20 protein-coding genes are annotated in these 24,731 nt (G+C 62.3%); 10 read left to right on the forward strand and 10 right to left on the reverse strand.

Translation table 11 applies throughout. The features are described 5' to 3' along the window. Positions 1 to 189: 189 nt before the first annotated feature. From AACY45_RS07585 to AACY45_RS07595, 3 genes are all read right to left on the reverse strand, one after another. Complete coding sequence (locus tag AACY45_RS07585) at positions 190 to 2,538, reverse strand: FdhF/YdeP family oxidoreductase (RefSeq protein ID WP_339544874.1); 2,349 nt, start codon at positions 2,536 to 2,538, stop codon at positions 190 to 192. After that, positions 2,535 to 3,374, reverse strand: coding sequence for a formate dehydrogenase accessory sulfurtransferase FdhD (gene fdhD, locus AACY45_RS07590; RefSeq protein WP_339544875.1), 840 nt, complete (start codon positions 3,372 to 3,374; stop codon positions 2,535 to 2,537). The genes AACY45_RS07585 and fdhD overlap by 4 nt, the downstream gene beginning before the upstream one ends. Before the next feature lie 94 nt (positions 3,375 to 3,468). Further along, complete coding sequence (locus AACY45_RS07595; protein WP_339544876.1) at positions 3,469 to 4,356, reverse strand: LysR family transcriptional regulator; 888 nt, start codon at positions 4,354 to 4,356, stop codon at positions 3,469 to 3,471. 135 nt (positions 4,357 to 4,491) lie between these two features. Here AACY45_RS07595 and lysM point away from each other — a divergent pair, with 135 nt between their 5' ends. Beyond that, positions 4,492 to 4,932: a peptidoglycan-binding protein LysM gene (gene lysM / locus AACY45_RS07600; protein WP_339544877.1), complete on the forward strand. Its 441-nt coding sequence runs from the start codon at positions 4,492 to 4,494 to the stop codon at positions 4,930 to 4,932. A gap of 62 nt (positions 4,933 to 4,994) precedes the next feature. Here the strand turns inward: lysM and yrfG are convergent, their stop codons facing one another. After that, positions 4,995 to 5,657, reverse strand: coding sequence for a GMP/IMP nucleotidase (gene yrfG / locus AACY45_RS07605; RefSeq protein ID WP_339544878.1), 663 nt, complete (start codon positions 5,655 to 5,657; stop codon positions 4,995 to 4,997). Positions 5,658 to 5,745: 88 nt separating this feature from the next. Between yrfG and nudE the strand changes: the two genes are divergently transcribed. The 3 genes from nudE (at position 5,746) to AACY45_RS07620 (ending at position 7,736) form a co-directional block, all read left to right on the forward strand. Then, on the forward strand, positions 5,746 to 6,312 hold the full coding sequence (gene nudE, locus AACY45_RS07610; RefSeq protein ID WP_339544879.1) for an ADP compounds hydrolase NudE: 567 nt from the start codon (positions 5,746 to 5,748) through the stop codon (positions 6,310 to 6,312). Further along, the gene (gene cysQ, locus AACY45_RS07615) at positions 6,309 to 7,145 is read left to right on the forward strand and encodes a 3'(2'),5'-bisphosphate nucleotidase CysQ (protein ID WP_339544880.1); all 837 of its coding nucleotides are present in this window, start codon (positions 6,309 to 6,311) and stop codon (positions 7,143 to 7,145) included. The genes nudE and cysQ overlap by 4 nt, the downstream gene beginning before the upstream one ends. A 141-nt stretch (positions 7,146 to 7,286) precedes the next feature. Then, positions 7,287 to 7,736 carry a hypothetical protein gene (locus AACY45_RS07620; RefSeq protein ID WP_339544881.1) on the forward strand — a complete coding sequence of 150 codons (450 nt, stop codon included), beginning with the start codon at positions 7,287 to 7,289 and terminating at the stop codon, positions 7,734 to 7,736. Between the two features lie 87 nt (positions 7,737 to 7,823). Here AACY45_RS07620 and AACY45_RS07625 read toward each other — a convergent pair whose 3' ends face one another. From AACY45_RS07625 to AACY45_RS07635, 3 genes are read right to left on the reverse strand one after another with little or no spacing between them, the layout of a single operon-like run. After that, complete coding sequence (locus AACY45_RS07625) at positions 7,824 to 8,279, reverse strand: YiiD C-terminal domain-containing protein (protein ID WP_339544882.1); 456 nt, start codon at positions 8,277 to 8,279, stop codon at positions 7,824 to 7,826. A gap of 49 nt (positions 8,280 to 8,328) precedes the next feature. Beyond that, on the reverse strand, positions 8,329 to 9,732 hold the full coding sequence (locus AACY45_RS07630; RefSeq protein ID WP_339544883.1) for a sigma-54-dependent transcriptional regulator: 1,404 nt from the start codon (positions 9,730 to 9,732) through the stop codon (positions 8,329 to 8,331). Then, positions 9,729 to 11,537, reverse strand: coding sequence for a sensor histidine kinase (locus AACY45_RS07635; protein ID WP_339544884.1), 1,809 nt, complete (start codon positions 11,535 to 11,537; stop codon positions 9,729 to 9,731). Before AACY45_RS07635 ends, AACY45_RS07630 begins: the two co-directional genes overlap by 4 nt. A 173-nt stretch (positions 11,538 to 11,710) precedes the next feature. Between AACY45_RS07635 and AACY45_RS07640 the strand changes: the two genes are divergently transcribed. The 4 genes from AACY45_RS07640 (at position 11,711) to AACY45_RS07655 (ending at position 17,286) form a co-directional block, all read left to right on the forward strand. Continuing rightward, positions 11,711 to 14,623 (forward strand): aminotransferase, encoded by a 2,913-nt coding sequence (locus AACY45_RS07640; protein WP_339544885.1) that lies wholly within the window; start codon positions 11,711 to 11,713, stop codon positions 14,621 to 14,623. Positions 14,624 to 14,850: 227 nt separating this feature from the next. Then, a complete protein-coding gene (aguB, locus tag AACY45_RS07645; RefSeq protein ID WP_339544886.1) occupies positions 14,851 to 15,729 on the forward strand; it encodes an N-carbamoylputrescine amidase in 879 nt (292 codons plus the stop codon). 5 nt (positions 15,730 to 15,734) lie between these two features. Continuing rightward, positions 15,735 to 16,841 (forward strand): agmatine deiminase, encoded by a 1,107-nt coding sequence (gene aguA, locus AACY45_RS07650; protein WP_339544887.1) that lies wholly within the window; start codon positions 15,735 to 15,737, stop codon positions 16,839 to 16,841. Between the two features lie 244 nt (positions 16,842 to 17,085). After that, the gene (locus AACY45_RS07655) at positions 17,086 to 17,286 is read left to right on the forward strand and encodes a hypothetical protein (protein WP_339544888.1); all 201 of its coding nucleotides are present in this window, start codon (positions 17,086 to 17,088) and stop codon (positions 17,284 to 17,286) included. A 52-nt stretch (positions 17,287 to 17,338) separates the two neighbouring features. Here the strand turns inward: AACY45_RS07655 and AACY45_RS07660 are convergent, their stop codons facing one another. Then, on the reverse strand, positions 17,339 to 19,435 hold the full coding sequence (locus AACY45_RS07660; RefSeq protein ID WP_339544889.1) for a TonB-dependent receptor: 2,097 nt from the start codon (positions 19,433 to 19,435) through the stop codon (positions 17,339 to 17,341). 228 nt (positions 19,436 to 19,663) lie between these two features. Here AACY45_RS07660 and AACY45_RS07665 point away from each other — a divergent pair, with 228 nt between their 5' ends. Together AACY45_RS07665 and AACY45_RS07670 are read left to right on the forward strand one after the other, a co-directional pair. After that, positions 19,664 to 20,359, forward strand: coding sequence for a DsbA family protein (locus AACY45_RS07665; protein WP_339544890.1), 696 nt, complete (start codon positions 19,664 to 19,666; stop codon positions 20,357 to 20,359). A gap of 290 nt (positions 20,360 to 20,649) precedes the next feature. Further along, the gene (locus tag AACY45_RS07670) at positions 20,650 to 21,936 is read left to right on the forward strand and encodes an OprD family porin (RefSeq protein ID WP_339544891.1); all 1,287 of its coding nucleotides are present in this window, start codon (positions 20,650 to 20,652) and stop codon (positions 21,934 to 21,936) included. A gap of 137 nt (positions 21,937 to 22,073) precedes the next feature. Here AACY45_RS07670 and AACY45_RS07675 read toward each other — a convergent pair whose 3' ends face one another. Beyond that, a complete protein-coding gene (locus tag AACY45_RS07675; protein ID WP_339544892.1) occupies positions 22,074 to 22,907 on the reverse strand; it encodes a hypothetical protein in 834 nt (277 codons plus the stop codon). Beyond that, the gene (locus AACY45_RS07680) at positions 22,907 to 24,721 is read right to left on the reverse strand and encodes a hypothetical protein (protein ID WP_339544893.1); all 1,815 of its coding nucleotides are present in this window, start codon (positions 24,719 to 24,721) and stop codon (positions 22,907 to 22,909) included. The genes AACY45_RS07675 and AACY45_RS07680 overlap by 1 nt, the downstream gene beginning before the upstream one ends. Between the last annotated feature and the right edge of the window lie 10 nt (positions 24,722 to 24,731).

Raw genomic sequence — 24,731 nt, forward strand, 5'->3', positions numbered from 1 at the left:
GGATGGTTACAATCGAAATCCGACGAGTAACACGACCGCTGCACATTTTGCTAAGTTGTTGTTTTTTCTACGGAACTTAATTGATTTTTGCAGGTCTTTAATTACTTGGGACAGGCCGCTTTGCTAACAAAGCGGCCTTTTTTGTGGGTGTTGGTCAAGCGCAGGCGGTCGAAAACTCGACGCCAGGCCTCAGGCCGACCTGGCCATGATCAAGCCACTGGCACTCGCCGCTTCCAGGCGGATCGCGACAAACTTGGACGTCGGCGTATGGCTGCCATCCCCGGTGCTTTCCAGTGGCACCAACGGGTTCACTTCCGGGTAGTACGCCGCCGCTTGCCCGGCTGGAATATCGAACGCCAGCAAGGTGAAGCCCTTCACCCGGCGCTCCCGGCCATCATCCCAGATCGACACAATGTCAGCCTTCTGCCCTGGCTTGAAGCCCAGGCGGATGATGTCGGCTTCGTTGACGAACAGCACATCACGCTGGCCCTTGACCCCACGATAACGGTCATCAAGGCCGTAGATGGTGGTGTTGTACTGATCGTGGGAACGCATGGACTGCATGATCAGGTCCGGCAACTGCCCGGTAGCCCGGGTGCGCTCGTGCACCAGGTCGAGCGGCAAGGCGTTGGCGCGGAAGTTGGCGCGGCCTGACGGGGTGTTCCAGCGCCGTTCGCCGGCGCTGTTGCCCAGGTAGAAGCCGCCCGGGTGTTCGATCTTCTGGTTGAAGTCCTTGAAGCCCGGGATGGTGTCGGCAATCAATTCGCGAATGCGCCGGTAGTCGGCCACCAACCAGTTCCAGTCCACGGGCGTGCTGCCCAGGGTGGCCGCGGCGATGCCGGCGATGATCGAGGGTTCCGAGCGCATCAGCCTGGACAGTGGGTTCAACTGGCCATTGGAGGCGTGGACCATGCTGAACGAGTCTTCCACGGTCACCGCTTGCGCCCCTTCGGTTTGCAGGTCGATGTCGGTACGGCCCAGGCACGGCAGGATCAAGGCGGCTTTACCGTGAGCCAGGTGGCTGCGGTTGAGCTTGGTGCTGATCTGCACAGTGAGGTCGCAGTTGCTCAGGGCCTGGAAGGTCCGTGGGCTGTCCGGCGTGGCTTGGGCAAAGTTGCCGCCCAGGCCGATAAAGACTTTCGAACGGCCTTCGAGCATCGCGTGGATGGCTTCGACCACGTTGTGGCCATTGTCGCGCGGCACCTTGAACTGGAAGCGTCGCTCCAAGGCGTCGAGGAATGCCACCGGTGGCCGCTCGTTGATGCCCATGGTCCGGTCGCCTTGCACGTTGCTGTGCCCGCGTACCGGGCACAGGCCCGCGCCTGGGCGGCCGATGTTGCCGCGCAGCAGCATCAGGTTGGCAATTTCCTGGATGGTCGGCACCGAGTGGCGGTGCTGGGTGATGCCCATGGCCCAGCACATGATCACGTTCTTGCCGGCCGCGTACATGCGGGCCGCTTGCTCGACTTCTTCCAGGCTCAGCCCGGACTGTTCGACGATCTGCTCCCATGGGGTGTCGTCGATCTGGCTCAGGTAGTCGAGGATGTTGACCGTGTGTTCGTTGAGGAAGTCATGGTCGAACACCGCGGGTGCGCCGCTGCCCTGCGCTTCGCGTTCCCATTGCAGGAGGAACTTGGCCATGCCGCGCAGTAACGCCATGTCGCCACCCAGCGCCGGACGCAAGTAGGCGGTGTTGGTCGGCTTGTCGCCGTTGGTGAGCATTTCGATCGGGTGTTGCGGGTGCTGGAAGCGCTCCAGGCCACGCTCCTTGAGCGGGTTGATGCAGACCACCTGGGCGCCGCGTTTCACCGCTTCACGCAGCGGTTCGAGCATCCGCGGATGGTTGGTCCCGGGGTTCTGGCCCCAGACGAAAATCGCGTCGGCATGTTCGAAGTCATCGAAGGTCACGGTGCCTTTGCCCACCCCGACACTCTGCGCCAGCGCCACGCCGCTGGCTTCGTGGCACATGTTCGAGCAATCCGGGAAGTTGTTGGTGCCAAACGCGCGGACAAACAGCTGATACAGATAGGCCGCTTCATTGCTGGCGCGGCCCGAGGTGTAGAACTCGGCCTGGTCCGGGCTCGACAGGTTTTGCAGGTGCTGGCCGATCAGCGCGAACGCGGCTTCCCAGCTGATGGGCTGGTAACGGTCGGTCTCGGCGTTGTAGCTCATCGGCTCGGTCAGCCGGCCCTGGTATTCGAGCCAGTAATCGCTTTGCTCCAGCAATGCGCTGACACTGTGCTTGGCGAAGAATGCCGCGTCGACACGGCGTTTGGTGGCTTCCCAGTTGACCGCCTTGGCACCGTTTTCGCAGAACTTGACCATGCCGCTTTCCGGCGAATCGCCCCAGGCACAGCCCGGGCAGTCGAACCCGCCGTTCTGGTTGGTCTTGAGCATCATGCGGATGTTCTTCAGTGCGTTGTCGCTGGTCAACCATGCCTGGGCGACACTGATCAACGCGCCCCAGCCACCGGCCGGGCCCTTGTAGGGCTTGTAGCGTGGGGTGGGTGTCTGGTCGGCTTGATGATGAGTGCTCACGCTTGATTCTCCATCGCAGGGCTATACACCCGCGGCGCACTTTTGTGCGGCAGGTGGATGAGATTGAGGTTGTGCCGGCGCGCCCACTGCAGGGCAAGGCCGGTGGGCGACGACAGGCTGACCAGGGTCTGGATCCCGGCGCGCAGGGCTTTCTGGATCAGTTCGAGGCTGCAGCGACTGGTGACAATCGCCACCCCGCCCGCCGTCGGGATGTCCTGCCGGACCAGGGCGCCGATCAGCTTGTCGAGGGCGTTGTGCCGACCGATGTCTTCGCGGCCCAGCAGCAATTCACCCTGATTGTTCATGAACACCGCCGCGTGCACTGCACCGCAGTGCTGGCCCAGGGGCTGGAAGGCGTTGATGCGTTGGCGCAGGCCCTCCAGCCATTCGGCCGGCGGCAGGGGTGCACCGGGCAAGACGGGCAGTTGCGGCAAGGCCTGCTCCACGGCCTCGACGCCACACAGGCCGCAGCCGCTGGTACCGGCCAGTTGCCGACGCTGCTGCTTGAGGTTCCAGAACGCACGGCTGGCGATGTTGACCTGGGCGTACATCGCAGAACCTGAGCCGCTGAGTTGCAGGTCGTAGATATCGCTCAACTCACTGACGATTCCACTGCCCAGGCTGAAGCCGACAATGAAGTCTTCGAGGTCGGTGGGGGTCACCAGCATCACCGCCTGGCTGATGCCGTTGTAGGCAATCGCCAGCGCGACTTCTTCAGCGAGCGCGGTGCTGGCGCTGGCGCTGTGGTCGAGGTTGCAATACTGGTAGCTCTGACTGGCGGCGGGCACGGGCGTGTCGAAGGCAGGCACCGCGCAGGTCGGGCGCTTGGCGTTCATGGGGCTGTACCGGCGGTTGATCCAGCTTTAAGCCTAGGCGCGGCAAAGTGTCGCGTCTAATCGCTAATACTGATCTGCCGATAGATGGCGTCGATCAAGAGCCGGCCTGTGATCTCTGATAAATCGCAAAACAGGCTTCCGCCAGTGCCGAGCGCGGGGCGCTGCGGCGCATGATCAACCCCAGGCGGCCGAGGGTTTGCGCGTTTTCAATCGGCTGCAGGCGCAGGTGTTCGGTCAAGGCTTCCAGGCCACCGTCCAGAGGCATGATGGCGCAACACAGGCCACCGTGGACGGCCTGCAACAATTGATGAACGGCATCGGTCTGCAGCAGCGGTTGCGGGTTGAGGCCCCGGCTGTGGAAGTTGTGGTCGATGGACTGGCGAAAGTGCATGCCGCTGGTGAGCATGCCCAGGGGCAACTCGATCAGCGCCTCCCAGCTCAAAGGCGTCTCGCCGAAGGTGAAGAAGCGCTGGTCATAGAGCAGGCCCATGCGGGTTTCGCTGAAGGCCAGCGAGTCGAAGCGTTCGCCATCCAGGCGCTCGAGGTAGGACACGCCCAGGTCCAGCCGGTTGTTCGCCAGTTGTTCGAGGATTTGCTCGGAACTCAGGGCCGACAGCTCGAAGCGCAGGTTCGGGTGTTCGCCGTGCAGTTGGTGCAATAAAGGCAGCGGATCGAAACTCGACAGCGGCACCACCCCCAGGCGCAGCGTGCCGACCAGGTTGCCGCGGCAGGCCGCGGCTTCGGCATACAGGCCGTCATAGGCGGCCAGCACGGTGCGCGCCCAGGCCAGCACCCGCTCACCGGGGGCGGTAAACCCTTCGAAGCGCTGGCCGCGATTGACCAGCGGCAGGTCCAGTTCTTCTTCCAGGTTGCGCAAGCGCATCGACAGGGTGGGCTGGGTGATGTGACAGCGCGCGGCGGCCTGGCCGAAATGGCGGGTTTCGTCGAGGGCGATGAGGAATTTCAGCTGCTTGATGTCCATCTTCATTCCTGTGCGCGATGAGGAGCGATTCTAGCGGTTGGGTTGATGTGCGTCATTGGTCGATTGGGAACCGCGTTGCGCAGAGTTGGTCTAGTCTTTCGCGACCGGACCTATTAAACCCAAGGAGAGTGCACCATGAGTCTTTTTAGCTTTGTGAAAGAAGCAGGCGAAAAACTGATTGATCTGCTGACACCGGGTAACGCCAATGCGAGCGAGCAGTTGAAGGATCACATCGCGAAGGTCGGCCTGGGCAATCCGAATGTGCAGGCCACGGTGGATGGCGACAAGGTGACTGTGACGGGCGAAGTCAGCAGTCAGGAAGAGAAAGAGAAGATCCTCCTGGCGGTGGGCAACATTGCCGGCGTCGGCAGTGTCGATGACCAGATCACGGTGACTGGTCCTGTGGTCAAGGCCGCTACATTTGTGACGGTCGTGAAGGGCGACACCCTTAGCGCGATCTCCTTGCGTGTGTATGGAGATGCCAACAAGTATCAAAAAATCTTTGATGCCAACAAGCCGATGCTCAAGGATGTGAACAAGATTTACCCGGGGCAGTCGTTGCGTATTCCTGAGTAACGCTTAAGACCGCTATCGCGAGCAAGCGGCGCTCCGCTTGCTCGCGATGCCGTCGACTAGGTCTAAAGCCCAGCAATAAGCGCTTGATAATCCCCCACCGCGGCGAACTCGGCCGTGTCCTTGGGCCCCTTGCGACTATCCGGCACGCTGACGGCCAGTAAATGCGCCACACCAAACTCCCGCGCACTGCGCAGGATCGGCAAGGTGTCATCGATGAACAGGCTGCGGCTTGGCTCGAAGCCGATGTCGGCCTGCAACGCATCCCAGAACTGCTGGCTCTCCTTGGGGAAGCCATAGTCGTGGGAGCTGATCAAGCGTTCGAAGTAGGGCGCCAGTTCGATCCTTTCCAGTTTCAACGACAACGAATCGCGGTGCGCGTTGGTAATCAGGATGACCTGCTTGCCGGCCTGCTTGATTGCCGCCAGAAAGGTATCGGCATCTGGGCGCAGGGCGATCAGGTGGGCGGTTTCCAGCTTCAACTCGCGCACCGGCAAACGCAGTTCGCTGCTCCAGAAATCCAGGCAATACCATTGCAATTGACCGGCGTTGCGCTCGAACAACGGCTGCATTTCCAGCTCGGCCATGGCCCGGCTGATACCGTGCCATTCGGCGTAGCGCTGGGGCAGGTGTTCCATCCAGAAATGGTTGTCGTAGTGCAGGTCCAGCAGGGTGCCGTCCATATCCAGCAGAACGGTATCGATGTCACGCCAGGGCAGTGTGGGCATTGCAGGCTTCTCCAGCGGGAAACAGATATCCGGCATAAACAATCAGGAAAGGCCGGGTATAGTAACCCGTTCACGCCAAGGAGCCGCTATGCGCCAAAAACCCGAAGTCCTAGCCCGCGAGATCGTCGCCACCAGCCGCCTGTTTTGCGTGGAAGAGGTGCAACTGCGCTTCTCCAATGGCGTGGAGCGCACCTACGAGCGATTGGTCGGCAAGGGCGCCGGGTATGGCGCAGTGATGATTGTGGCGATGCTCGATGCCGACCACGCGGTGCTGGTCGAAGAGTACTGCGGTGGCACCGATGCCTATGAAATGTCATTGCCCAAGGGCCTGATCGAGCCGGGCGAGGATGTGCTGGCCGCCGCCGAGCGCGAGCTCAAGGAGGAGGCCGGTTTTGGCGCGCGGCAACTGGAGCACCTGACCGAGCTGTCGCTGTCGCCCGGTTACATGAGCCAGAAGATTCAGGTGGTGCTGGCCACCGAGCTCTATGAAGAGCGCCTGGAAGGGGATGAGCCGGAGCCGATGCGAGTCGATCGGGTCAATCTGCGCGAACTGGCCGCGCTGGCGCAAAACTCGCAGTTCACCGAAGGCCGCGCCTTGGCGGCGCTCTACCTGGCCCGTGACCTGCTGACCCAGCGCGGAGCGTTCCAGCCATGAGGAATTTACCCCCGACACACCCGTTGCTGGCGTCGGTGGTCGAGCTGGCGCTGCAGGCTGGCGAGGCGATCCTGCCGTTCTGGCGCACCGGTACCGAGGTGATGACCAAGACCGACGACTCGCCGGTCACCGCCGCCGACCTGGCTGCACACCATGTGATTCTCGCGGGCCTGACGGCGCTTGACCCGAGCATCCCGGTGCTGTCGGAAGAAGACGCCAATATCCCCCAGGCCGTGCGTGCCGGCTGGCAGCGCTGGTGGCTGGTGGACCCGTTGGATGGCACCAAGGAGTTCATCGCCGGCAGTGAAGAGTTCACCGTCAACATCGCATTGATCGAGCAGGGACGCGTGGTGTTTGGGGTGGTGTCGATGCCGACCAATGGCCGCTGCTACTTCGGCGGTGCCGGGCTCGGCGCCTGGCGCGCCGACAAAGACAGCGCCGCGTTGCCGATCCAGGTCCGCCAGGCGCCGGCCGCAGGCGAAGCCTTTACCGTGGTCGCCAGCCGCCGCCATTCCAGCCCGGAGCAAGAGCGTTTGCTGGCGGGCTTGAGTGCCAGCCTGGGTGAGTTGCAGCTGGCGAACATCGGCAGTTCGTTGAAGTTCTGCCTGCTGGCCGAAGGTGCGGCGGATTGTTACCCGCGATTGGCGCCGACGTCCCAGTGGGATACCGCGGCAGCCCAAGGCGTACTCGAAGGCGCGGGCGGCGAGGTGCTGGAGTTGAGTGGCGAACGATTCAGCTATCCTGCGCGGGAGTCGCTGCTTAACAACTACTTTTTGGCATTGCCTGCGGGCGTGTCATGGCGAGAGAAGTTATTGAGCTTGAGTTCAAACTGAACAGTCAGCCTGTAAAGTCATCCCCTGTTTGATCACTGTATGTTTGCACACTGTCAGATATGACAGGTTTCAAGTAGGGGGCTGAGTGCTAGCATCCAACATACCTGATGATGGTGGGTGACTGATGGGGCTGAGGTTCAAATGAAAATCGATAAAGTGCTTTTATTGGTTGGACTTTCACTTTATTTCGGGAGCGCGTCCGCCGGGACTGTCACGATCAAGTCCCCGCCAGAGGGCTTGACGTTGTTGACGACAAGCGGGGTTGTAAAACATGGCGACAAGGACTTGGTATTAACTTCGCAGACCTATGTCGGCGTCAATATCTCACCGCAAATCGAGGTAGAAGGCACGCCGCACATAATAGGTATGGCGTCAGTCGACCATCGTCCCAACACCACCACTCAACTGTACAGCAACGATACTCTTTGTCGTTCGAGTGAAAGTGCCCAGGGTTATAGCGTCACGATTGAACTGGTTGGTTATCGGTCTGTGACCTGTCGGAATGGAGAATTTAAGTCGAACAAGCAACTCGTTGCCGACGGTTCGGCAAATGTGGTGGTGACGTACGACAAACTTCCAAAGTCTGACTGATCGTCGCTGTCGTTTAGTGCGGGGGTTGGCAGGAACGATGACGCCGAGGGCAGTCGCGTCATCGTCAGCTTTGATAGCCAGCCAGTGCTAGCGATGCAGCACATACTGCCCGGTAAACGTCACCGCATCCTCATCACTCCCGGCATTCACAATCCGCGCATGCAGCGTCAATCGTGCCCGGCCGTAGCGTTCGTACATCGTCACGAATTTTTTCCACACCGCCGCACTCGGAGCTTCACAGAGGGCAATCCCGTCGGTGGTCACCGGCAGCGGGTAGCTGATGTGCCCTTCCTGGATCACGATGTGCCCGTCCTCGATGCCGGCTTCGCGCAGGCGCAAGTGCAACCAGCCCCAACCGGCCAGCACGGCGGCGCAGTACAGGCTGCCACCGAACATGGTGCTCTTGTGGTTGACGTTGGCTGCCAGCGGTAGCTGCAGGCGCAATTGCCCGGACTGCCAGTCGAGCACCTTGAGGCCCATCTCCCGCGTCAGGGGGATGTCGTGGTGCAGGATCGATTCCAGGTAACGACTGTCGTGGTTCATGCACGGACCTCATGGTGGGTTGCCGGGATGACAGATGGCGGTATGCGGCTCAATCGAGTTCCTCGGCGCTGTTGTGGGCGCCGGCGGCGTCGGCGAAGTTCAAGCCGTGTTTGCGCAGTTTGTCATGCAGGGTCTTGCGCGGCACCCCCAGGGCTTCGGCGACGCTGCGCAGGGAACTGTGGGAGCGCGCCAGTTCGGCGGCGATCAGGTTCTTTTCGAAGCTTTCCACCTGCTCACTGAGGTTGCCGCTGGGCTCGGCAGTCAGCGGCGCGGGACTGCCATCGGCGGCAGTGGGGTCGAGCGCCAGTTCCAGGCCGAGGGCAAACCGCTCGGCGGCATTTTGCAGTTCGCGCACGTTGCCCGGCCAGCGATGGCGCAGCAACATCGCCCGTTGCCCGGGGAGCAATTCGTGGGGCGCCAGGCCGTGGCGTTCGCTGGCTTCATTGGCAAAGTGCTGGAACATCACCAGCGCATCTTCGCCGCGTTCGCGCAGGGGCGGAATGCGCAGGGGCGCGACGTTCAGGCGGTAGTACAGGTCGGCGCGAAAACGCCCCTGGTCGGCGGATTGGCGCAGGTCTTCCTTGGTGGCGGCAATGATGCGGATGTCCAGTGGGATCAACTGATTGCCCCCCAGCCGTTCCACCACCCGCTCTTGCAGCAGACGCAGCAGCTTGACCTGCACGTCCAGGCTCATGCTTTCGATTTCATCGAGGAACAGCGTGCCGCCATTGGCGAATTCGAATTTGCCGATGCGCCGTTTCTGCGCCCCGGTGAACGCCCCCGGTTCATGGCCAAATAGCTCGCTTTCGACCACCGACTCGGCCAACGCGCCGGCGTTGATCGCGACAAAGGGGCCGTTGCGGCGGTTCGACAAGTCGTGCAGGGCGCGGGCCACCACTTCCTTGCCGGCGCCGGTCTCGCCGAGGATCAGCACATCGGCCTTGGTCGGGGCCAGCGCACCGATCTGCTCGCGCAGGCGCAGCATCGACGGTGAATGGCCGATCAGCCGCGTGCTCAGTTCATTGCGATCGCTCAGGGCCAGGCGCAGGCTGCGGTTTTCCAGGACCAGGCGGCGCAGGGCCAGGGCCCGGCGCACGCTGTCGAGCAGGGCATCGCTGGCGAAGGGTTTTTCGAGGAAGTCATAGGCTCCGGCGCGCATTGCCTGCACCGCCAGGGGCACGTCGCCGTGACCGGTAATCAGCAAGACCGGCAGCTCCGGATCCTGGGCGTGCAGTTCGGCCAGCAACTCCAGGCCGTCCATGCCGGGCATGCGAATGTCGCTGACCACCACGCCGGGCCAGTCACGCTCCAGGCGCGCGGCCAGGCCCTGGGCTTGCGCCAGCGGCAGGATTTTCAGCCCGGCCAGGTCCAGCGTCTGGCTCAGGGCCTGGCGCAAGTGCGGATCGTCGTCGATCAGCACCACTTCAATCCGATTGTCGATCAGGTTGCTCATTCACTGCGGTCCTCGGACGGTTGCAGGCTTACACCGGGTGCGCCAGCGCGCAGCCGCAGGGTGATCAGGGCGCCGCCTTCCTTGTGGTTGGCGAACGACAGTTCACCACCGAAGGCGCGCATCAAGGTTTCGCAGATGGCCAGCCCCAGGCCAAGGCCCTGGGTGCGGGTCTTGGTGGTGTAGAACGGCTCGCTGGCGCGGCCCAGGGCTTCCATGCAGAACCCCGGGCCGTTATCGCGAATGTACAGATTGACGCCCTCGGCGGTGGTTTCGGCACTCAACCAGAGTTTGCGCGGCGGACCTTTTTCGGTGAGGGCATCCAGGGCATTGGCCAGCAGGTTGCCCAACACCTGGCGCAGCCGGGTTTCGCCGGCCTCGACCCACAGCGCGGCGGCCGGCAGGTCACGAATCAACTCCACTTCCATGCTGCGGCGACGCTTGGCCAGCAACGCCAGGGCATCGTCCAGCGCCGGTTGCAGGGCGACGCTTTCCGGGGCATGGCGGTCGCGCCGGGCAAAGGCGCGCAGGTGGGCGATGATCGAGGCCATGCGCCCGGTCAGTTCGCTGATCAGCTTGAGGTTGCCGCGGGCATCGTCGGTGCGTTGATGATCGAGCAGCACCTCGGCGTTCTCGGCATAGCTGCGAATCGCCGCCAGCGGTTGATTGAGTTCGTGGCTGATGCTCGCCGACATGGTGCCCAGCGCCGAAAGTTTGCCGGCCTGCACCAGGTCGTCCTGGGCCCGCACCAGTTCCTGTTGCGCCTGCTCGCGCTCCAGCACTTCCTCCCGGAGCCGGCGGTTGAGGCCTTCCAGGTCACTGGTCCGCTCGGCCACCCGGGCTTCCAGTTCGCGCCGGGTCTTGGCTTCGAAGTCGATGCGCTGCAGGTAATGACGCCGGCGCTGCATCATCAACCCCAGCAGCAACATCAGCACCAGCAGCGTCGCGCCGCCAATGGCCAATACGGTGCGCACGGGGCGGTCGATCAGGGTCCTGGGCGCAAGAATGCTGACGCGCCAGCCGGTCTCATCGATCTGCTGGGTCTGGGTCAACCAGGCGTTCTGGTCGATCTGCAAGGGCCGTGGATCGAGGGTCGGGTAGGGCTGCACGGCGGCGATGGCGGTGCGTTCGTCCTCCGTCAGCGGCCGGCTTGCACGGAAGCGCCAGTCGGCCCGGGAGGTGAGGATGACCACGCCATTGTGGTCGGTCACCAGCAGTTGTTCCGGGGTTTTGCCCCACAGGCTTTCGGTGTGGTCCAGGTCGACCTTGATCACCAGCACGCCGAGGATGTCCTCGCCGTCGCGCACGGCGGCGGCGAAGTAATAGCCACGTTTGGTGGAGGTGGTGCCCAGGCCGAAAAAGCGCCCGAGGCGACCCTGCATGGCTTCGCTGAAGTACGGACGGAAGGCGAAGTTGCGGCCGATGAAGCTGTCCTGCTTGTCCCAGTTCGACGTGGCCAGCGTGTTGCCGCGCACGTCCATCAGGTACATGACCTCGGCACCGGTCTGGGCGCTGATGTTTTTCAGGAAGCGGTTGGCGTTGCCCTGGGCCACGCCCTCGTCCGGCGTCCTCAGGACGGCACGCAAGGCGGGCAGATCGCCGAGGATCTGTGGCAGCACCTCGTAGCGGTGCAGGGTGCCCAGCAGGTTGGCGACGTACAGGTCCAGGGTCTGGCGGTTCTGTCCGGCCAGTTCGCTGCGGTAGTAACGCTCGGCCAGGTGTTCCAGCGGCCACAGCAAGGGGGCCAGGCACAGGGCAAGCAGGGCCAGGCTGCGCCAACGGGGTCTGCGGGGGAGGGCTGGAGTCATGGGTGTCGGGCGTCGCCTGAGGGTACCGCTGCATTATGCCTAGGCTTGCGTGGCGAGACACTCACGCAACGCGTTGCGCCACGCTGGCCGATCACTGACCACTGCCAGGGGGTTGCGTATCGCCCTGAGCGGTGGCGATATAGACGCCTTACAAAAAATCCAGGGGTCGTTGTATGTTGCTCGCCACGTTGATTCACCGCGCCAGTCTGGCCAGTCCGCACGTCACCGCAGAGCAAGCGCTGGAGCTGCTGCGTGAGCACTACGGGCTGAGCGGGACGCTGCAGTCACTGGGCAGCCAGCAGGACCTCAACTATCGGCTCGACAGCGATTCGGGTCGTTTTGTCCTGAAAATCTGCCGTGGCGACTACGCTGCGCTGGAGCTTGAGGCCCAGCACGCCGCGCTCAAACACCTGGCGGCGTGCCCCGGGCTGCAGGTGCCGCGGGTCATCGCCGCGAAGAACGGCGCCGACCTGCTGACCCTGGAGCTGGCCGGCCAGTCCCTGCACGTGCGCGTGCTCGACTACATCGACGGGCAATCCCTGACCCACCTCGATCACCTGGGCCATGAGGTGGTGGCCGGTTTCGGTCGGCTCTGCGGCGAGATGGACCTGGCCCTCGCCGGGTTCACCCACCCGGGGCTGGAGCGCACGCTGCAGTGGGATGCCCGCCACGCCAGCGCATTGATCGAGCACCTGCTGCCGGTGATCGGCGACCCGCAGCAGCGCGAGCTGATCAGCGCCGCCGCCGTGCACGCCGAGCGGCGCTTGCTACCCTTGCAGGCGAAGCTGCCGGTGCAGGCGATCCACATGGACATCACCGACGACAACGTGGTCTGGACGCGGGACGCGCAACGCCATTGGCAGTTGCAGGGGGTCATCGATTTCGGCGACCTGATCCGCACCTGGCGCATCACCGACCTGTCGGTGACCTGCGCGGCGCTGCTGCACCATGCCGACGGCGACCCCATGGTGATCCTGCCGGCGGTGCGCGCCTACCACGCGGTCAATCCGCTGCAGCGTGCAGAGTTGCAGGCGCTGTGGCCGCTGATTGTGGCGCGGGCGGCGGTGCTGGTGCTCAGCGGTGAGCAGCAGGTGAGCATCGATCCGCAGAACCAGTACAGCCGCGACAACCTGAGCCACGAGTGGGAGATCTTCCGTGTCGCCACGTCGGTGCCGTTCGAGCTGATGGAAGCGGCGATCCTGGTGACCGCCGGCGAGTCGTTGCCGGTGATTGCCAGCCAGGGGTTTGCGCCCTTGCTACCGAGCCTGGTGGGACGCGAGTTCGCCTTGATCGACCTGGGCGTGTTGAGTACTCATTTCGAGGCCGGCAACTGGGAGCAGGAGGGGATCGATCAGCGTCTGCTGGCGGAAGCGGCGGTGACCCACGGTCTGGCGGCCAGCCGCTACGGGCAGTACCGTTTGTCCCGGACCCGGCCGGACAGTGCAGTGGAGCCGGACACTTACCCGCTGCACGTCGACTTGCAAGTGCCGGCCGGCACTGCGGTCGAGGCGCCGTTTGCCGGCATTGTCCACTTGAGCGCCGATGGCCGGCTGCAGCTCGACAGTGCCCAGTTGAGCGTACGCCTGTGGGGCGTCAGCCCGTTGCTGCACAGCGGTGCCGCGGTGCTCAAGGGCCAGGTGCTGGGGGAGGTCGGCGGCGCGTTGCGGGTGCAACTGTGTCGTGGCGCCGAACTCAATCCGCCGCTGTTCTGCACACCGTCCCGGGCCCCGGCCTGGCAGGCGTTGTGCCCCTCTCCGGCGGCGTTGCTGGGGTTGGCCTGCGATGCCGAGGTCGAGCTCGATCCGCACACGTTGCTGGCCCGCCGGGATGCCAGCTTCGCCCGTTCGCAAAAGCACTATTACGTCGATCCGCCGCGCATCGAGCGGGGCTGGCGCAACCACTTGATCGATATGCAGGGCCGCTCCTACCTGGACATGCTCAATAACGTCGCGGTGCTGGGCCACGGTCACCCGCGCATGGCCGCCGAGGCCGGCCGGCAGTGGTCGCTGCTCAACACCAACTCGCGCTTTCACTATGCCGCCATCGCCGAGTTCTCCGAGCGCCTGCTGGCGCTGGCGCCGGACTCGATGGACCGGGTGTTCCTGGTCAACAGCGGCAGCGAGGCCAACGACCTGGCGATCCGCCTGGCCTGGGCCTACAGCGGCGCGCGCGACATGCTCAGTGTGCTGGAGGCGTATCACGGCTGGACGGTGGGGGCGGACGCGGTGTCGACCTCGATTGCCGACAACCCGCAAGCGCTCAGCAGCCGCCCCGACTGGGTACACCCGGTCACCGCGCCGAACACCTACCGGGGTGAGTTCCGTGGGCCCGACAGTGCGCCGGATTACGTGCGCAGCGTCGAGCACCACCTGGCTCGACTGGACGAGCAGAAGCGCCCGTTGGCGGGCTTTATCTGCGAGCCGGTGTATGGCAACGCCGGTGGCATCTCGTTGCCAGCGGGGTATCTGCAGCAGGTCTATGGGCTGGTCCGCGCCCGGGGCGGGGTGTGCATCGCCGACGAGGTGCAGGTGGGTTATGGGCGCATGGGCAAGTTTTTCTGGGGCTTCGAGGAGCAGGGTGTGGTCCCGGACATCATCACCATGGCCAAGGGCATGGGCAATGGCCAGCCGTTGGGGGCGGTGATTACCCGGCGGGACATTGCCCAGGCGCTGGAAGCTGAAGGCTATTTCTTCTCGTCGGCCGGTGGCAGTCCGGTGAGTTGCCGCATCGGCATGGCGGTGCTGGACGTGATGCAAGAAGAAAAACTGTGGGAAAACGCCCAGGTCGTCGGCGGTTATTTCAAGGAGCGCCTGGAGGCCTTGGTCGAGCGTTATCCGTTGGTCGGTGCGGTGCATGGCTCGGGTTTCTACCTGGGAGTGGAACTGGTCCGCAACCGCGAGACGCTGGAACCGGCCACCGAAGAAACCACCCTGCTGTGCGACCGCCTGCGCGAACTGGGGATCTTCATGCAACCGACCGGAGACTACCTCAACGTCCTCAAGATCAAGCCGCCGATGGTGACGTCGCGCCAGAGTGTCGACTTTTTTGTCGACATGCTGGCGAAGGTGCTGGACGAAGGGCTGTAAACCCGCTTGCCCGCGATGAGGCCAGTAAATCCTCCACAAATATCGATTATTATCGGCATTAAAAGCTATAAAAAGATAAATGCGCATGCAGCGTACTTCAAAAGCCGATTTTTATCGGCTATAAAGTCGCCTGACGCCGCGCTGTGGATTTCTGCGCCCGGCCGAACCTCTTTCCGTCATCGGTCGATGCCACGCTCGACCCCCTGCACCCGCCCGGGAGATGATTCATGAGTCGTATCGTTACTGTCGCCGCTACCCAGATGGCCTGTTCCTGGGACCTTGAAGCCAACATTGAGACCGCCGAGAAACTGGTCCGTGAGGCCGCGAGCAAGGGCGCGCAGATCATTCTGATCCAGGAGCTGTTCGAGGCCCCGTACTTCTGCCAGAAGCCGAACCCGGACTACCTGCAACTGGCGACCCGCGTTGAAGACAACGTGGCCATCAAGCATTTCCAGAAAGTCGCCAAGGAGTTGCAGGTGGTCCTGCCGATCAGCTTCTACGAGCTGGCGGGTCGGGCGCGCTTCAACAGCATTGCGATCATCGATGCCGATGGCAGCAACCTGGGGATTTATCGTAAAAGCCACATCCCCGATGGTCCTGGCTACCACGAAAAGTATTACTTCAACCCGGGCGACACCGGCTTCAAGGTGTGGAACACCCGCTACGCGAAAATCGGCGTGGGCATCTGCTGGGACCAGTGGTTCCCGGAGTGCGCCCGCAGCATGGCGCTGCTCGGTGCCGAGATTCTGTTCTACCCGACGGCCATCGGCAGCGAGCCGCACGACAAGACCATCTCCTCGCGCGACCACTGGCAGCGTGTGCAGCAGGGCCATGCCGGCGCCAACCTGATGCCGCTGATCGCCAGCAACCGCATCGGCAACGAAGAACAGGACGGCTACGACATCACCTTCTACGGTTCTTCGTTCATCGCCAATCAGTTCGGCGAGAAGGTCGAGGAGCTCAACCAGACCGAAGAAGGCATACTGGTGCACAGTTTTGATCTGGATGAGCTGGAGCACATCCGCAGCGCCTGGGGTTCGTTCCGTGATCGGCGTCCGAACCTGTATGGCCCGCTGAAAACCCTAGACGGTTCCCTGGAGTCCTGATTGTTATGAGCACTTTGCACAGCACCCCCCGCGCCGACGGTTTCTACATGCCGGCTGAATGGGCCCCCCAGACCCAGGCCTGGATGGTCTGGCCAGAGCGTCCGGACAACTGGCGCCTGGGCGGCAAGCCCGCACAGGCCGCCCACGTGGCGGTGGCCAAGGCCATTGCCCGCTTCGAACCGGTGACCGTTGCTGTGTCCGCCGGCCAATACGAAAACGCCCGCGCCCGCCTCGACGTACCGAATATTCGCCTGGTCGAGATGTCCAGCGATGACGCCTGGGTACGTGATACCGGCCCGACCTTCGTCATCAACCACAGCGGTGAAGTGCGCGGCGTGCACTGGGACTTCAACGCCTGGGGCGGTTTCGACGGCGGCCTGTACTCGCCGTGGAACCGTGACGCGCAAGTCGCCGGCAAGATCCTCGAGATAGAGCGCAGTTCGCGTTACCGCACCGAGGGCTTCGTGCTCGAAGGCGGTTCGATCCACGTCGACGGTGAAGGTACGCTGATCACCACCGAAGAATGCCTGCTCAACCGCAATCGCAACGCGCACCTGAGCCGTAGCGAAATCGAAGCGGTGCTCAGCGCGCAACTGGCTGTGGATAAGATCATCTGGTTGCCGGACGGTCTGTACAACGACGAAACCGACGGCCATGTGGATAACTTCTGCTGCTACGTGCGTCCCGGCGAAGTGCTGCTGGCCTGGACCGACGACCCGCAGGACCCGAACTACCCACGTTGCCAGGCGGCCATGAACGTCCTGGAAAACAGCACCGACGCCAAGGGCCGCCCGTTCGTCGTGCACAAGATGCCGATCCCGGGGCCGCTGTATGCGACCGAGGAAGAATGCGCTGGCGTTGATCCGGTAGACGGCAGCCAGGAGCGCAATCCGTCGGTGCGCCTGGCCGGTTCCTACGTGAACTTCCTGATCGTCAACGGCGGCATCATTGCGCCGAGTTTCGACGATCCGCTGGATGGCCCGGCCAAGGAAATCCTGCAGAACCTGTTCCCGCAGCATGAAGTGGTGATGGTGCCGGGGCGTGAACTGTTACTGGGTGGCGGCAACATTCATTGCCTGACCCAACAGCAGCCTGCACCGCACAAAGGTTGAGTGAAGTTGTAACAGCCTGTGGTGAGCGATGACCGGGATTTTTAGCCCGCGACATCGAGTAATAACCGGCAAGCCCGCAGCCCGCAAGGACTGCGGGCTTTTTGCTGCCGCACGTCGGGCTGCCAGGCGCCTTGGCATAGCTCTTGTATGTGCCCGTGAGTAATTCTCGGGAATGTAGAACGGTGTTGTTCTGTCATAAACCTTGGATAAGTTGGCCGCTCAAGAACCGGGAGAGAGCGCTGCAATGAACAGGGTCAGCGAGCAGCCAGCGCATCCCTTGGCGCTGAATAGCGAGTCGCTGCAAGTGCTGGCGCAATGGTTGAAGTCCAACGGAACGCGACAGGTCAGGGAATCCGACCCGCGCAGGACGATGATCGAGCGCTACCCCGCTGGTTTTTTCAGCGAGGCAGAACTGGAAGCGCTGTGGGATGTGATGCAGGGATAGACAACAATGGATTGGTAAAGCGCTGCCCGGATGGCAGCGCTTTTTTTTGCCTTTAGAAACTGTAGGTCCCGGTGACCACCAGGCTGCGGGGGGCTCCTGGCTGGATCTGGAAGGCGCTGGTCGACGACTCGTAGTAAGTTTTGTCGCTGATGTTGTTCAGCGCCGCGCGCAGGTCCCAGTCTTTCTGGCGGAAACCGGCCAGGGCGTCCCAGCGGCCATAGCCGGGCAGGACCGTGGTGTTGAGGTTGTCGGCATAACGATCGCCCACCAGGGTCAGTCCCGTCTCGGCGTACCAGCCCATCTCCGGCTTCCAGGTGATGAACAGGCTGCCGTTGCGCTTGGCAACGTTGCTGATGCGCTTGCCTTCAAAGCCGTTGTTGTCTTTCTCGACCGTGGCGTCCTGGAAACCCATGCCGCCTCGCAGGTACCAGTTGCCGGTGATTTTCCCGGCGCCGGTCAGTTCGATGCCGCGCGACCGTTGCACACCGGTGAGCAGGGTCACGGTCGGATCGTTGGGATCGCTGGTGCGGCGGTTGTAGAGCTCAAGCTCGTAGATCGCCAGGGTGGTGCTCAGGCGCTCGTCGAGCCAGTCACTCTTCACGCCGATTTCTTTCTGCTTGGTCAGTTCGGGGCTCAGGTCGTTGACGTTGGTGGTCAGGCCCGGGGTGATGCCGATCAGGCCGCCACCGACCGGCGAGAAGGTCTTGCTCCAGGAGGCGTAGAACGAGTGGTTCTGCAGCGGGGTCCAGACCACGCCGAGCCGTGGGCTGGTGCTGTGGCTGTCGCGGTCTTCGGAGAGGTCCTTGAGCTGGTTGGTCGAGTCGACATCGAACGTGTCATAACGCACGCCGGCCAGCAGTTGCCATTGATCGTTGAGGCGTAACTGGTCCTGCAGGTAAATGGCGCGGCTTTCGACTTCGGTGTGGGAATCGCTGAAGACCTGCATGCGCCCGGTGTGCACGATATTCCGGTCCGGGTTGTACAGGTCCAGGCCTGGCACCGGGCTGTTGCCCGGTGGTGTGGTGGCCGCGTTGTACAGCTTCGGATCCCGGCGCTGGCTGCCCAGCTCCAGCCCGCTGAGCAGGCGATGCTCGAGGCCGAAGGTGCTGAAACCGCCTTCCAGTTCCAGGTTGTTGAACACATTGCGGGTGGTCAGGTCTTGCTGCCAATGCTGGCGAACCACCTGGTGGGTCACGGGGTTCACGTTGGTGACGTAGGTGTTGTCGAAATCGCTGTTGAGCTTGAACACCCCCAGGGTATGGCGCAGTTGCCAGTTATCGGCCAACTCGTAGCTGAGTTTCGAGCGCAGGGATTGCGACTTGTCGTCGATGAAATCGTTATCGGTGCCGTAGGTGGTATCGCGGCCGACATCGACAGGCCGTCCGTTGATGGCCGGGATGCCGCGATCGGGGGTGCGGTTGTAGCGGCTGTATTCGTACTGCACCAACCAGTTCAGGTCCGGTGTCAGTTGCCAGCTCATCGACGGCGCGAACAGCTGGCGGCTGCCACTGACGCCATCGCGAAAGCTGTTTTCATCCAGGTTGCCCATGTTCAGGCGCAGGCTGAGGTTTTCGCTCGGGTCGGTGCTCAGGTCGGCGTACAGGCTGCGCATGTCCTCGCTGCCGCCCTGGGCTTCGAGGGTCGAGCGACGGCCGAACTCGGGCAACTTGCTCACCCGGTTGACGATCCCGCCCTGGCTGCCACGGCCGTACAGCACCGCGGCCGGGCCTTTGAGCACTTCAATGCGCTCGATGTTGTGCAGGTCGCGCACGTACTGACTGTCGTCGCGGATGCCGTCGAGGTAGAAGTCGTTGCTGGCGTCGAAGCCGCGAATGCGCAAGCTGTCGAAGCGCGTGTCGGCGCCGCTGCTGACGTTGGGGATGCCGCCCAGGGCCGTACCCAGGTCATTGGTGCCGTAGTCGGAGAGGTTGGCGGTCTTGACCGAGTCGATGGCCTGCGGGACGTAGCGCACCGGGGTGGCGGTGCGGGTCGCGGTGCTGACTTCCTTGACCCGCGGATCGTCGACCTCGCCTACTTCGGCGCTGATCGAGGTGGCGGGCAATTCAGTGGTGGCAGCGCAGGCAAAACCGCCAGTCAACGAGGCACACAGGCCTAGGGTGACGGACGTAAGACGGAAGGGGGCAGGCATTTGAAACGCATCCGGAGAGGTAGGTCATTCGAGGGTGCGAATGGTAATGCTTGCTATTTACTTCTGTTAATTATTCCTGAAGGGCGGCCGTGTTTGATTGTTTCCAATTGTTTCTTTGGCGATTCGACCGTTCTACACAACACACCAAGTCCCATTTCGGCGTTTTTCCCGGTTTGAGTCAGGCATAACCTGCTGCCCTCGAATTCTGACCCTTTCCTGGAGCCCCACATGCCCGGCCCAACCCTTCACTACATTTACGACCCCCTGTGTGGTTGGTGCTATGGCGCCAAACCCCTGGTGCAGGCAGCGCAGGCGCTTGTGCCGGTTTTGCTGCACGGCGGCGGCATGATGACCGGTGCCAACCGTCAGCCGGTGAGTGCGCAATTGCGTGACTATGTGATGCCCCACGACCGGCGAATTGCCGAATACAGCGGGCAGCCGTTTGGCCAGGCCTATTTCGACGGACTGCTGCGCGATCACTCGGCAGTCTTCGACTCGGCGCCACCGACGGCGGCGGTGCTGGCGGCGCAGCGTCTTGGTCATCGTGGCCTGGAGCTGCTCGGGTGCTTGCAGAGCGCGCACTATGTACAAGGCCGGCGCATTGCCGACGCGGCGGTGCTGCGGGAACTGGCCGCCGCCATTGGCCTGGATGCCGAGGCTTTTGACGTTGCGTTCAAGCAGGTTCTGGCCACTGAGTTGCAAGGCCACTTCAAGCACAGCCGAGCGCTGTTGGCAGAGGTCGGCGGGCAAGGGTTTCCGACACTGGTACTGGAGCAGGATGGCCAGTTTTCCCTGATCGATATCGGCCCTTGGCTGGGCAAGCCTGAAGCCTTTGCCCACTGGCTGGGCCAGTCGCTGAAACAGCCTGCGGGTGACAGTGCCGCAGTGGGACCGGCCTGCGGGCTGGACGGTTGTGCCCATTGATTGAGTGGGCGAGGCCGTTCGTCAGGCAGTCTGCGAGTGCGGTTGGTAACTGATTTCTTAGACAATTTTCGTCTTATTACAGACGATTCACGAAATTGACACACTGTTACATGCGCGGCTAGGATTCGCCCCAACGCCTGTGGCACGTAGCCACGACTCAAAACAATAAAAAGGGCCCGCCACGCTTTTGCGTGGGCGGGCCCTTTTGTTTAGGGATGAAAAAAGAGCGCAAAAGCAGCCATTTCAGCCAGCGGTCACAGCGCGTATCAACCCGTAATAAGGAAAATAACATGTTGAATAAGCGTATTAGTCTGATCGCACTGGGGATGTTGAGCGCGACTCAAGCAATGGCCAATGACCAAGCTGAGTCCAAGGGTTTTGTTGAGGACAGCAGCCTGAAAGTGCTGCTGCGCAACGCTTACATCAATCGCGATTACAAGGATGGTAACGACGACAAGGCCGAATGGGGCCAGGCTGCCATTGGCACCTTCTCCTCGGGCTTCACCCAGGGCACCGTGGGTGTCGGCGTGGACGCTTTCGGTCTGTACGCTCTGCGCCTGGACGGCGGCAAGGGTCGTAGCGGTGCCGGTGGCATCGACTTCTTCAAGCAAGGCGACAGCGGCGCTGCCGCCAACGACCTGTCCAAGGCTGGCGCGGCGGTGAAATTCCGTCTGTCGAGCACCGTGCTGACCTACGGTGACCAGATGCCGGCCCTGCCGGTGCTGAACTACGACAACTCCCGCCTGCTGCCGGAAAGCTACACCGGTACCCTGGTGACCTCCAAAGAGATCGAAGGCCTGGAACTGAACGCCGGTCGTTTCACTGCCGAGTCGCGTAAAAGCGCGGAAGGCCGTGACAGCGGTGGTCTGAAGTCGATCAACGTGTTGGGCGGTAGCTACCAGTTCACCGAGCAGTTCAAGGGCGCGCTGTACGCTTCCGACGTCGAAGACGTGCTGAAGAAGCAGTACATCAACCTGAACTACGTATTCCCGCTGGCCAGCGATCAGTCCCTGACCCTGGACCTGAACGGCTACCGCACCAAGCTGGAAGACGCCTACGTTCGTGACAGCGGCGCCACTGGCGACGACAACAAGATCTGGAGCCTGGCCGCCACCTTCGCCACCGGCCCGCACTCGTTCACCCTGGCGCACCAGCGCAGCACCGGTGACAGCAACCTGGGCTACGCCTACGGCGGCTACCAGAAAGACCAGGGTCGTATCGGTGACGGTGGCAACACCATCTACCTGGCCAACTCCTACTGGTCGGACTTCAACGCTGAAGACGAGCGCAGCTGGCAGTTGGGCTACGGCCTCGACTTCGGCGCTTTCGGCGTGCCAGGCCTGACCTACAACGTGGCTTACGTGCGTGGCGACAACATCACCACCTCCACCAGCACCGGCGGCACCGAGCGCGAAATCTTCAACCAGTTCAAGTACGTGGTCCAGAGCGGCCCGGCCAAAGACCTGAGCGTGAAGCTGCGTAGCTCGATCCTGCGCGTGTCGCAGAAATCCAGCGAGTACAACGTCAGCGGCAACGAGCTGCGGGTGTACGTGGATTACCCGATCAACGTGTTCTGATACTGCATGCGTGATCGCGGCCTGATACCAGGCTGAAAAAAAGCCCCGACTGGTTCGGGGCTTTTTTTATGGGCGTTGCCTGTGGGGCGAGTCTTGTCGCTCGGGCTCGCTCCCACAAGTCGCAGGCGGGCGATCAATCACTCGACAGCGCTCGTCAACTCGGGGTTGCCGAAGCCGTTGAGTGCTGCGTTGGACTTGGCGAAGTACTGGCTCCAGAAGCCTTCGAGGTTCTGGATCATCTTGCCGCTGCGGTAGCCGTTCTTGATCTGGGTGGGCACGAAGGCCGCCCCATGCACATAGACCCGGGCGCCGCCAAAGTCAGCCAGCAGGTTCTGCTTTTCGACCTTCGCCAGTTCCACTCCCGGGTTGATCTCGCGGATCCCGTTGTTGCTGTAGAAGCTGCCGAAGTCGCTGTACTCGAGCATGTCGGACATCAGCAGGATGACGTTCTCGTTGACCCCTTCGGCGCTCTTGAGGTCGTCGCCGATGGACTTGAGGCTGAACAGGATTTCGCTGCGCGGGATGTCCGAGCTGGACTTGCCCATGGCGCTGGCGAAGGCCTTGCCGAAGCGCTGATAGAAGGCGGTCGGTTGGCCCTTCATGCAGCTGTCGAACTTGCGGCTGGCCATCATCGGCACATCGCCGAGCACGGCCGGGTCGATCGGCTTTTCCAGCTCGCCGGCAAACTGCAGGCGCGTGTAATGGCCGTCGAGGTAGGCGCTGAACGAGTACAGGCGCAGCTTGTCGCCCGGCTGCAGGAAGCGCTTGATGTGGCCCCAGGCGGTTTTCTGCAGGTCCTGGGTCAGCGGCGTGGTCTGGTCGACCACCACCGTCAACATGCGCCCGGAAGGCGCACTGCGAAACTGCTCGATCTTGGTCTGGGCGTAGCAGCTCGGCACATCATTGCGCTCCGCTGCCACCAGGGCAGCGGGCACGAATGCCAGAGCCAGCAACAGGCTCTTGAACTTCATCAGACCTCCTGCTTATCGAGCATTTGCAGCTTGCGCGCGCGACGGATAGTGGCAGCGTCCACACCTTTCTTGTTGGCCACGTAGTCGATGTCATCTTCATCGAAGGCGGTCAGGTCGCCGAAGGCGTTGTGGTCGAAGCCGGTGGCCGACGGCGCGGGTGCTGGCGCTGGCGCGGCGGCGGGGGCAGGGGCTGCTTCCACGGTGACGGCCACGACCGGGGCGACTACTGGGGCCGGAGCCGGGGCCGGCGTGGCGGCCTGTGCAGGAGTGGGAGCTACGTAGAAGATCTTCAACGCGGCGAAGCTCTTTTTGTAGTCGACCAGTTCCGGATCGTTGTCGTTGATCTGTTCAAAGCGTGGGCTGGCTTTGGCAATCAGTTCGTTGATCTTGTCATCGTCACTCGCATCAATGGCTGCCTTGAGTTCCTTAACGATCTTGGACATGTAGTCGACGATGACCTGCCGATTCTGTCTGTCGGTATCTTTTCTGGTGTTTATTTTTTCCTTGGCCGCCGCCTTTTCGTCTTCCTGGTGGATGTAAGACTCGAAGGTGCGATTCAGCAGATCGGAGCGCAGTTTTTCCTGGTCGGTGCCACTGACACGGAACACTTTTAATTGCAGGCCTTGCAGCGTACCCAGCGAAGCTTGCGCGTCGTTGGCAACGCAGCGGGCTTTGTTGGCGTGATAACGCATGTAGTCATTGGCGCTGGAGAACTTGTGGGTCAGCTCCCAGGCTTTGCGCGAATGCGTGCCGGCAAAGCCGAAGATGAACGCCAGGTAAGTGGAGCTCGCCTGAATGAAGATGAACAGCCCGCTCAAGACGGCAAAGGTCACCAGGGATGCACGGTGCAAGGCATCGATCTGATCCTGCGCCGATTTGCCTGCGGCGTTATCGGACAGCGCTTGCATGTCGTCCGGCAGCGGAACGCCATCGTTGGCCGGGAAGTCGTCGGCCGACTGGCTCACGGCTGGCGGGTTGGCGATCAGGTCGGTTTCCTGGGCATTGAGGGTTTCGGTACGGACCCAGAACGCTGCAACGGCCAGGCCGACGATGAAAATCCCATAACCGATCAGCATGGTGTAGCGCTTGGCCGGCTTATCGCCGTCCTTGTCCACTTTGACCCGGTTGAGCATTTGTTGATATTGCGCGTCTGCGTCATCGTCGTTGGTGTTGTCGAGTGTGATGACGGCAGTGCTCATCATGTCGCCACCGGCACCGCTGCGGCGCAGGTTCTCGTAGGACATGATCTGGTCAACGACGCGGTTTTTATACAGCGCGCGGCCGGCAAACTCGGACAGGAACAAACCGATGATCGAAATCACCAGACCGATGGCGAATGCACCCGCCAGTGCCGTGTTAGGGGTGGCCAGGGTCAGGGCAAATGGCGCCAGGGCGAAACCGAAGGCCGTGGCTTCGATCAGCATCAGCACCACGATCAAGGTCCACAGGCCGATTCCCTTCTCGCGGCGACCGTCTTCGTGGATCTTGCCCAGGTAGTCCTGGTTGCGACGGAAGGCGGCTTCCGACGGTTGGTGTTGGCGGTAGTAAGCCTCGTAGAACCCACACAACTCCCTCTCGGACGACAGGAATCCGAGGGGTTTAAGGTTGTCTTCGCCGGCCTTTTCCTTTTCACCTGGGTTCTTGACCCAATGGCGAATCCGGCCAAAACCCGGCATGCGAATGCGCAGGTTCATCCACCAGTATTTGAAGGAAGTCCAATAAACAATGACCGGAATGGCCATCAGGGCGGTGAACACGACCGGAATGATCACATACCAGTACGCGGTAAAAAACGCGCGGAAAATCTCGAGCATGGGTGGGTTC

Origin of the sequence: Pseudomonas sp. RA_35y_Pfl2_P32 (assembly GCF_963970735.1) — a bacterium.
In the GTDB taxonomy this organism is placed as follows: domain Bacteria; phylum Pseudomonadota; class Gammaproteobacteria; order Pseudomonadales; family Pseudomonadaceae; genus Aquipseudomonas.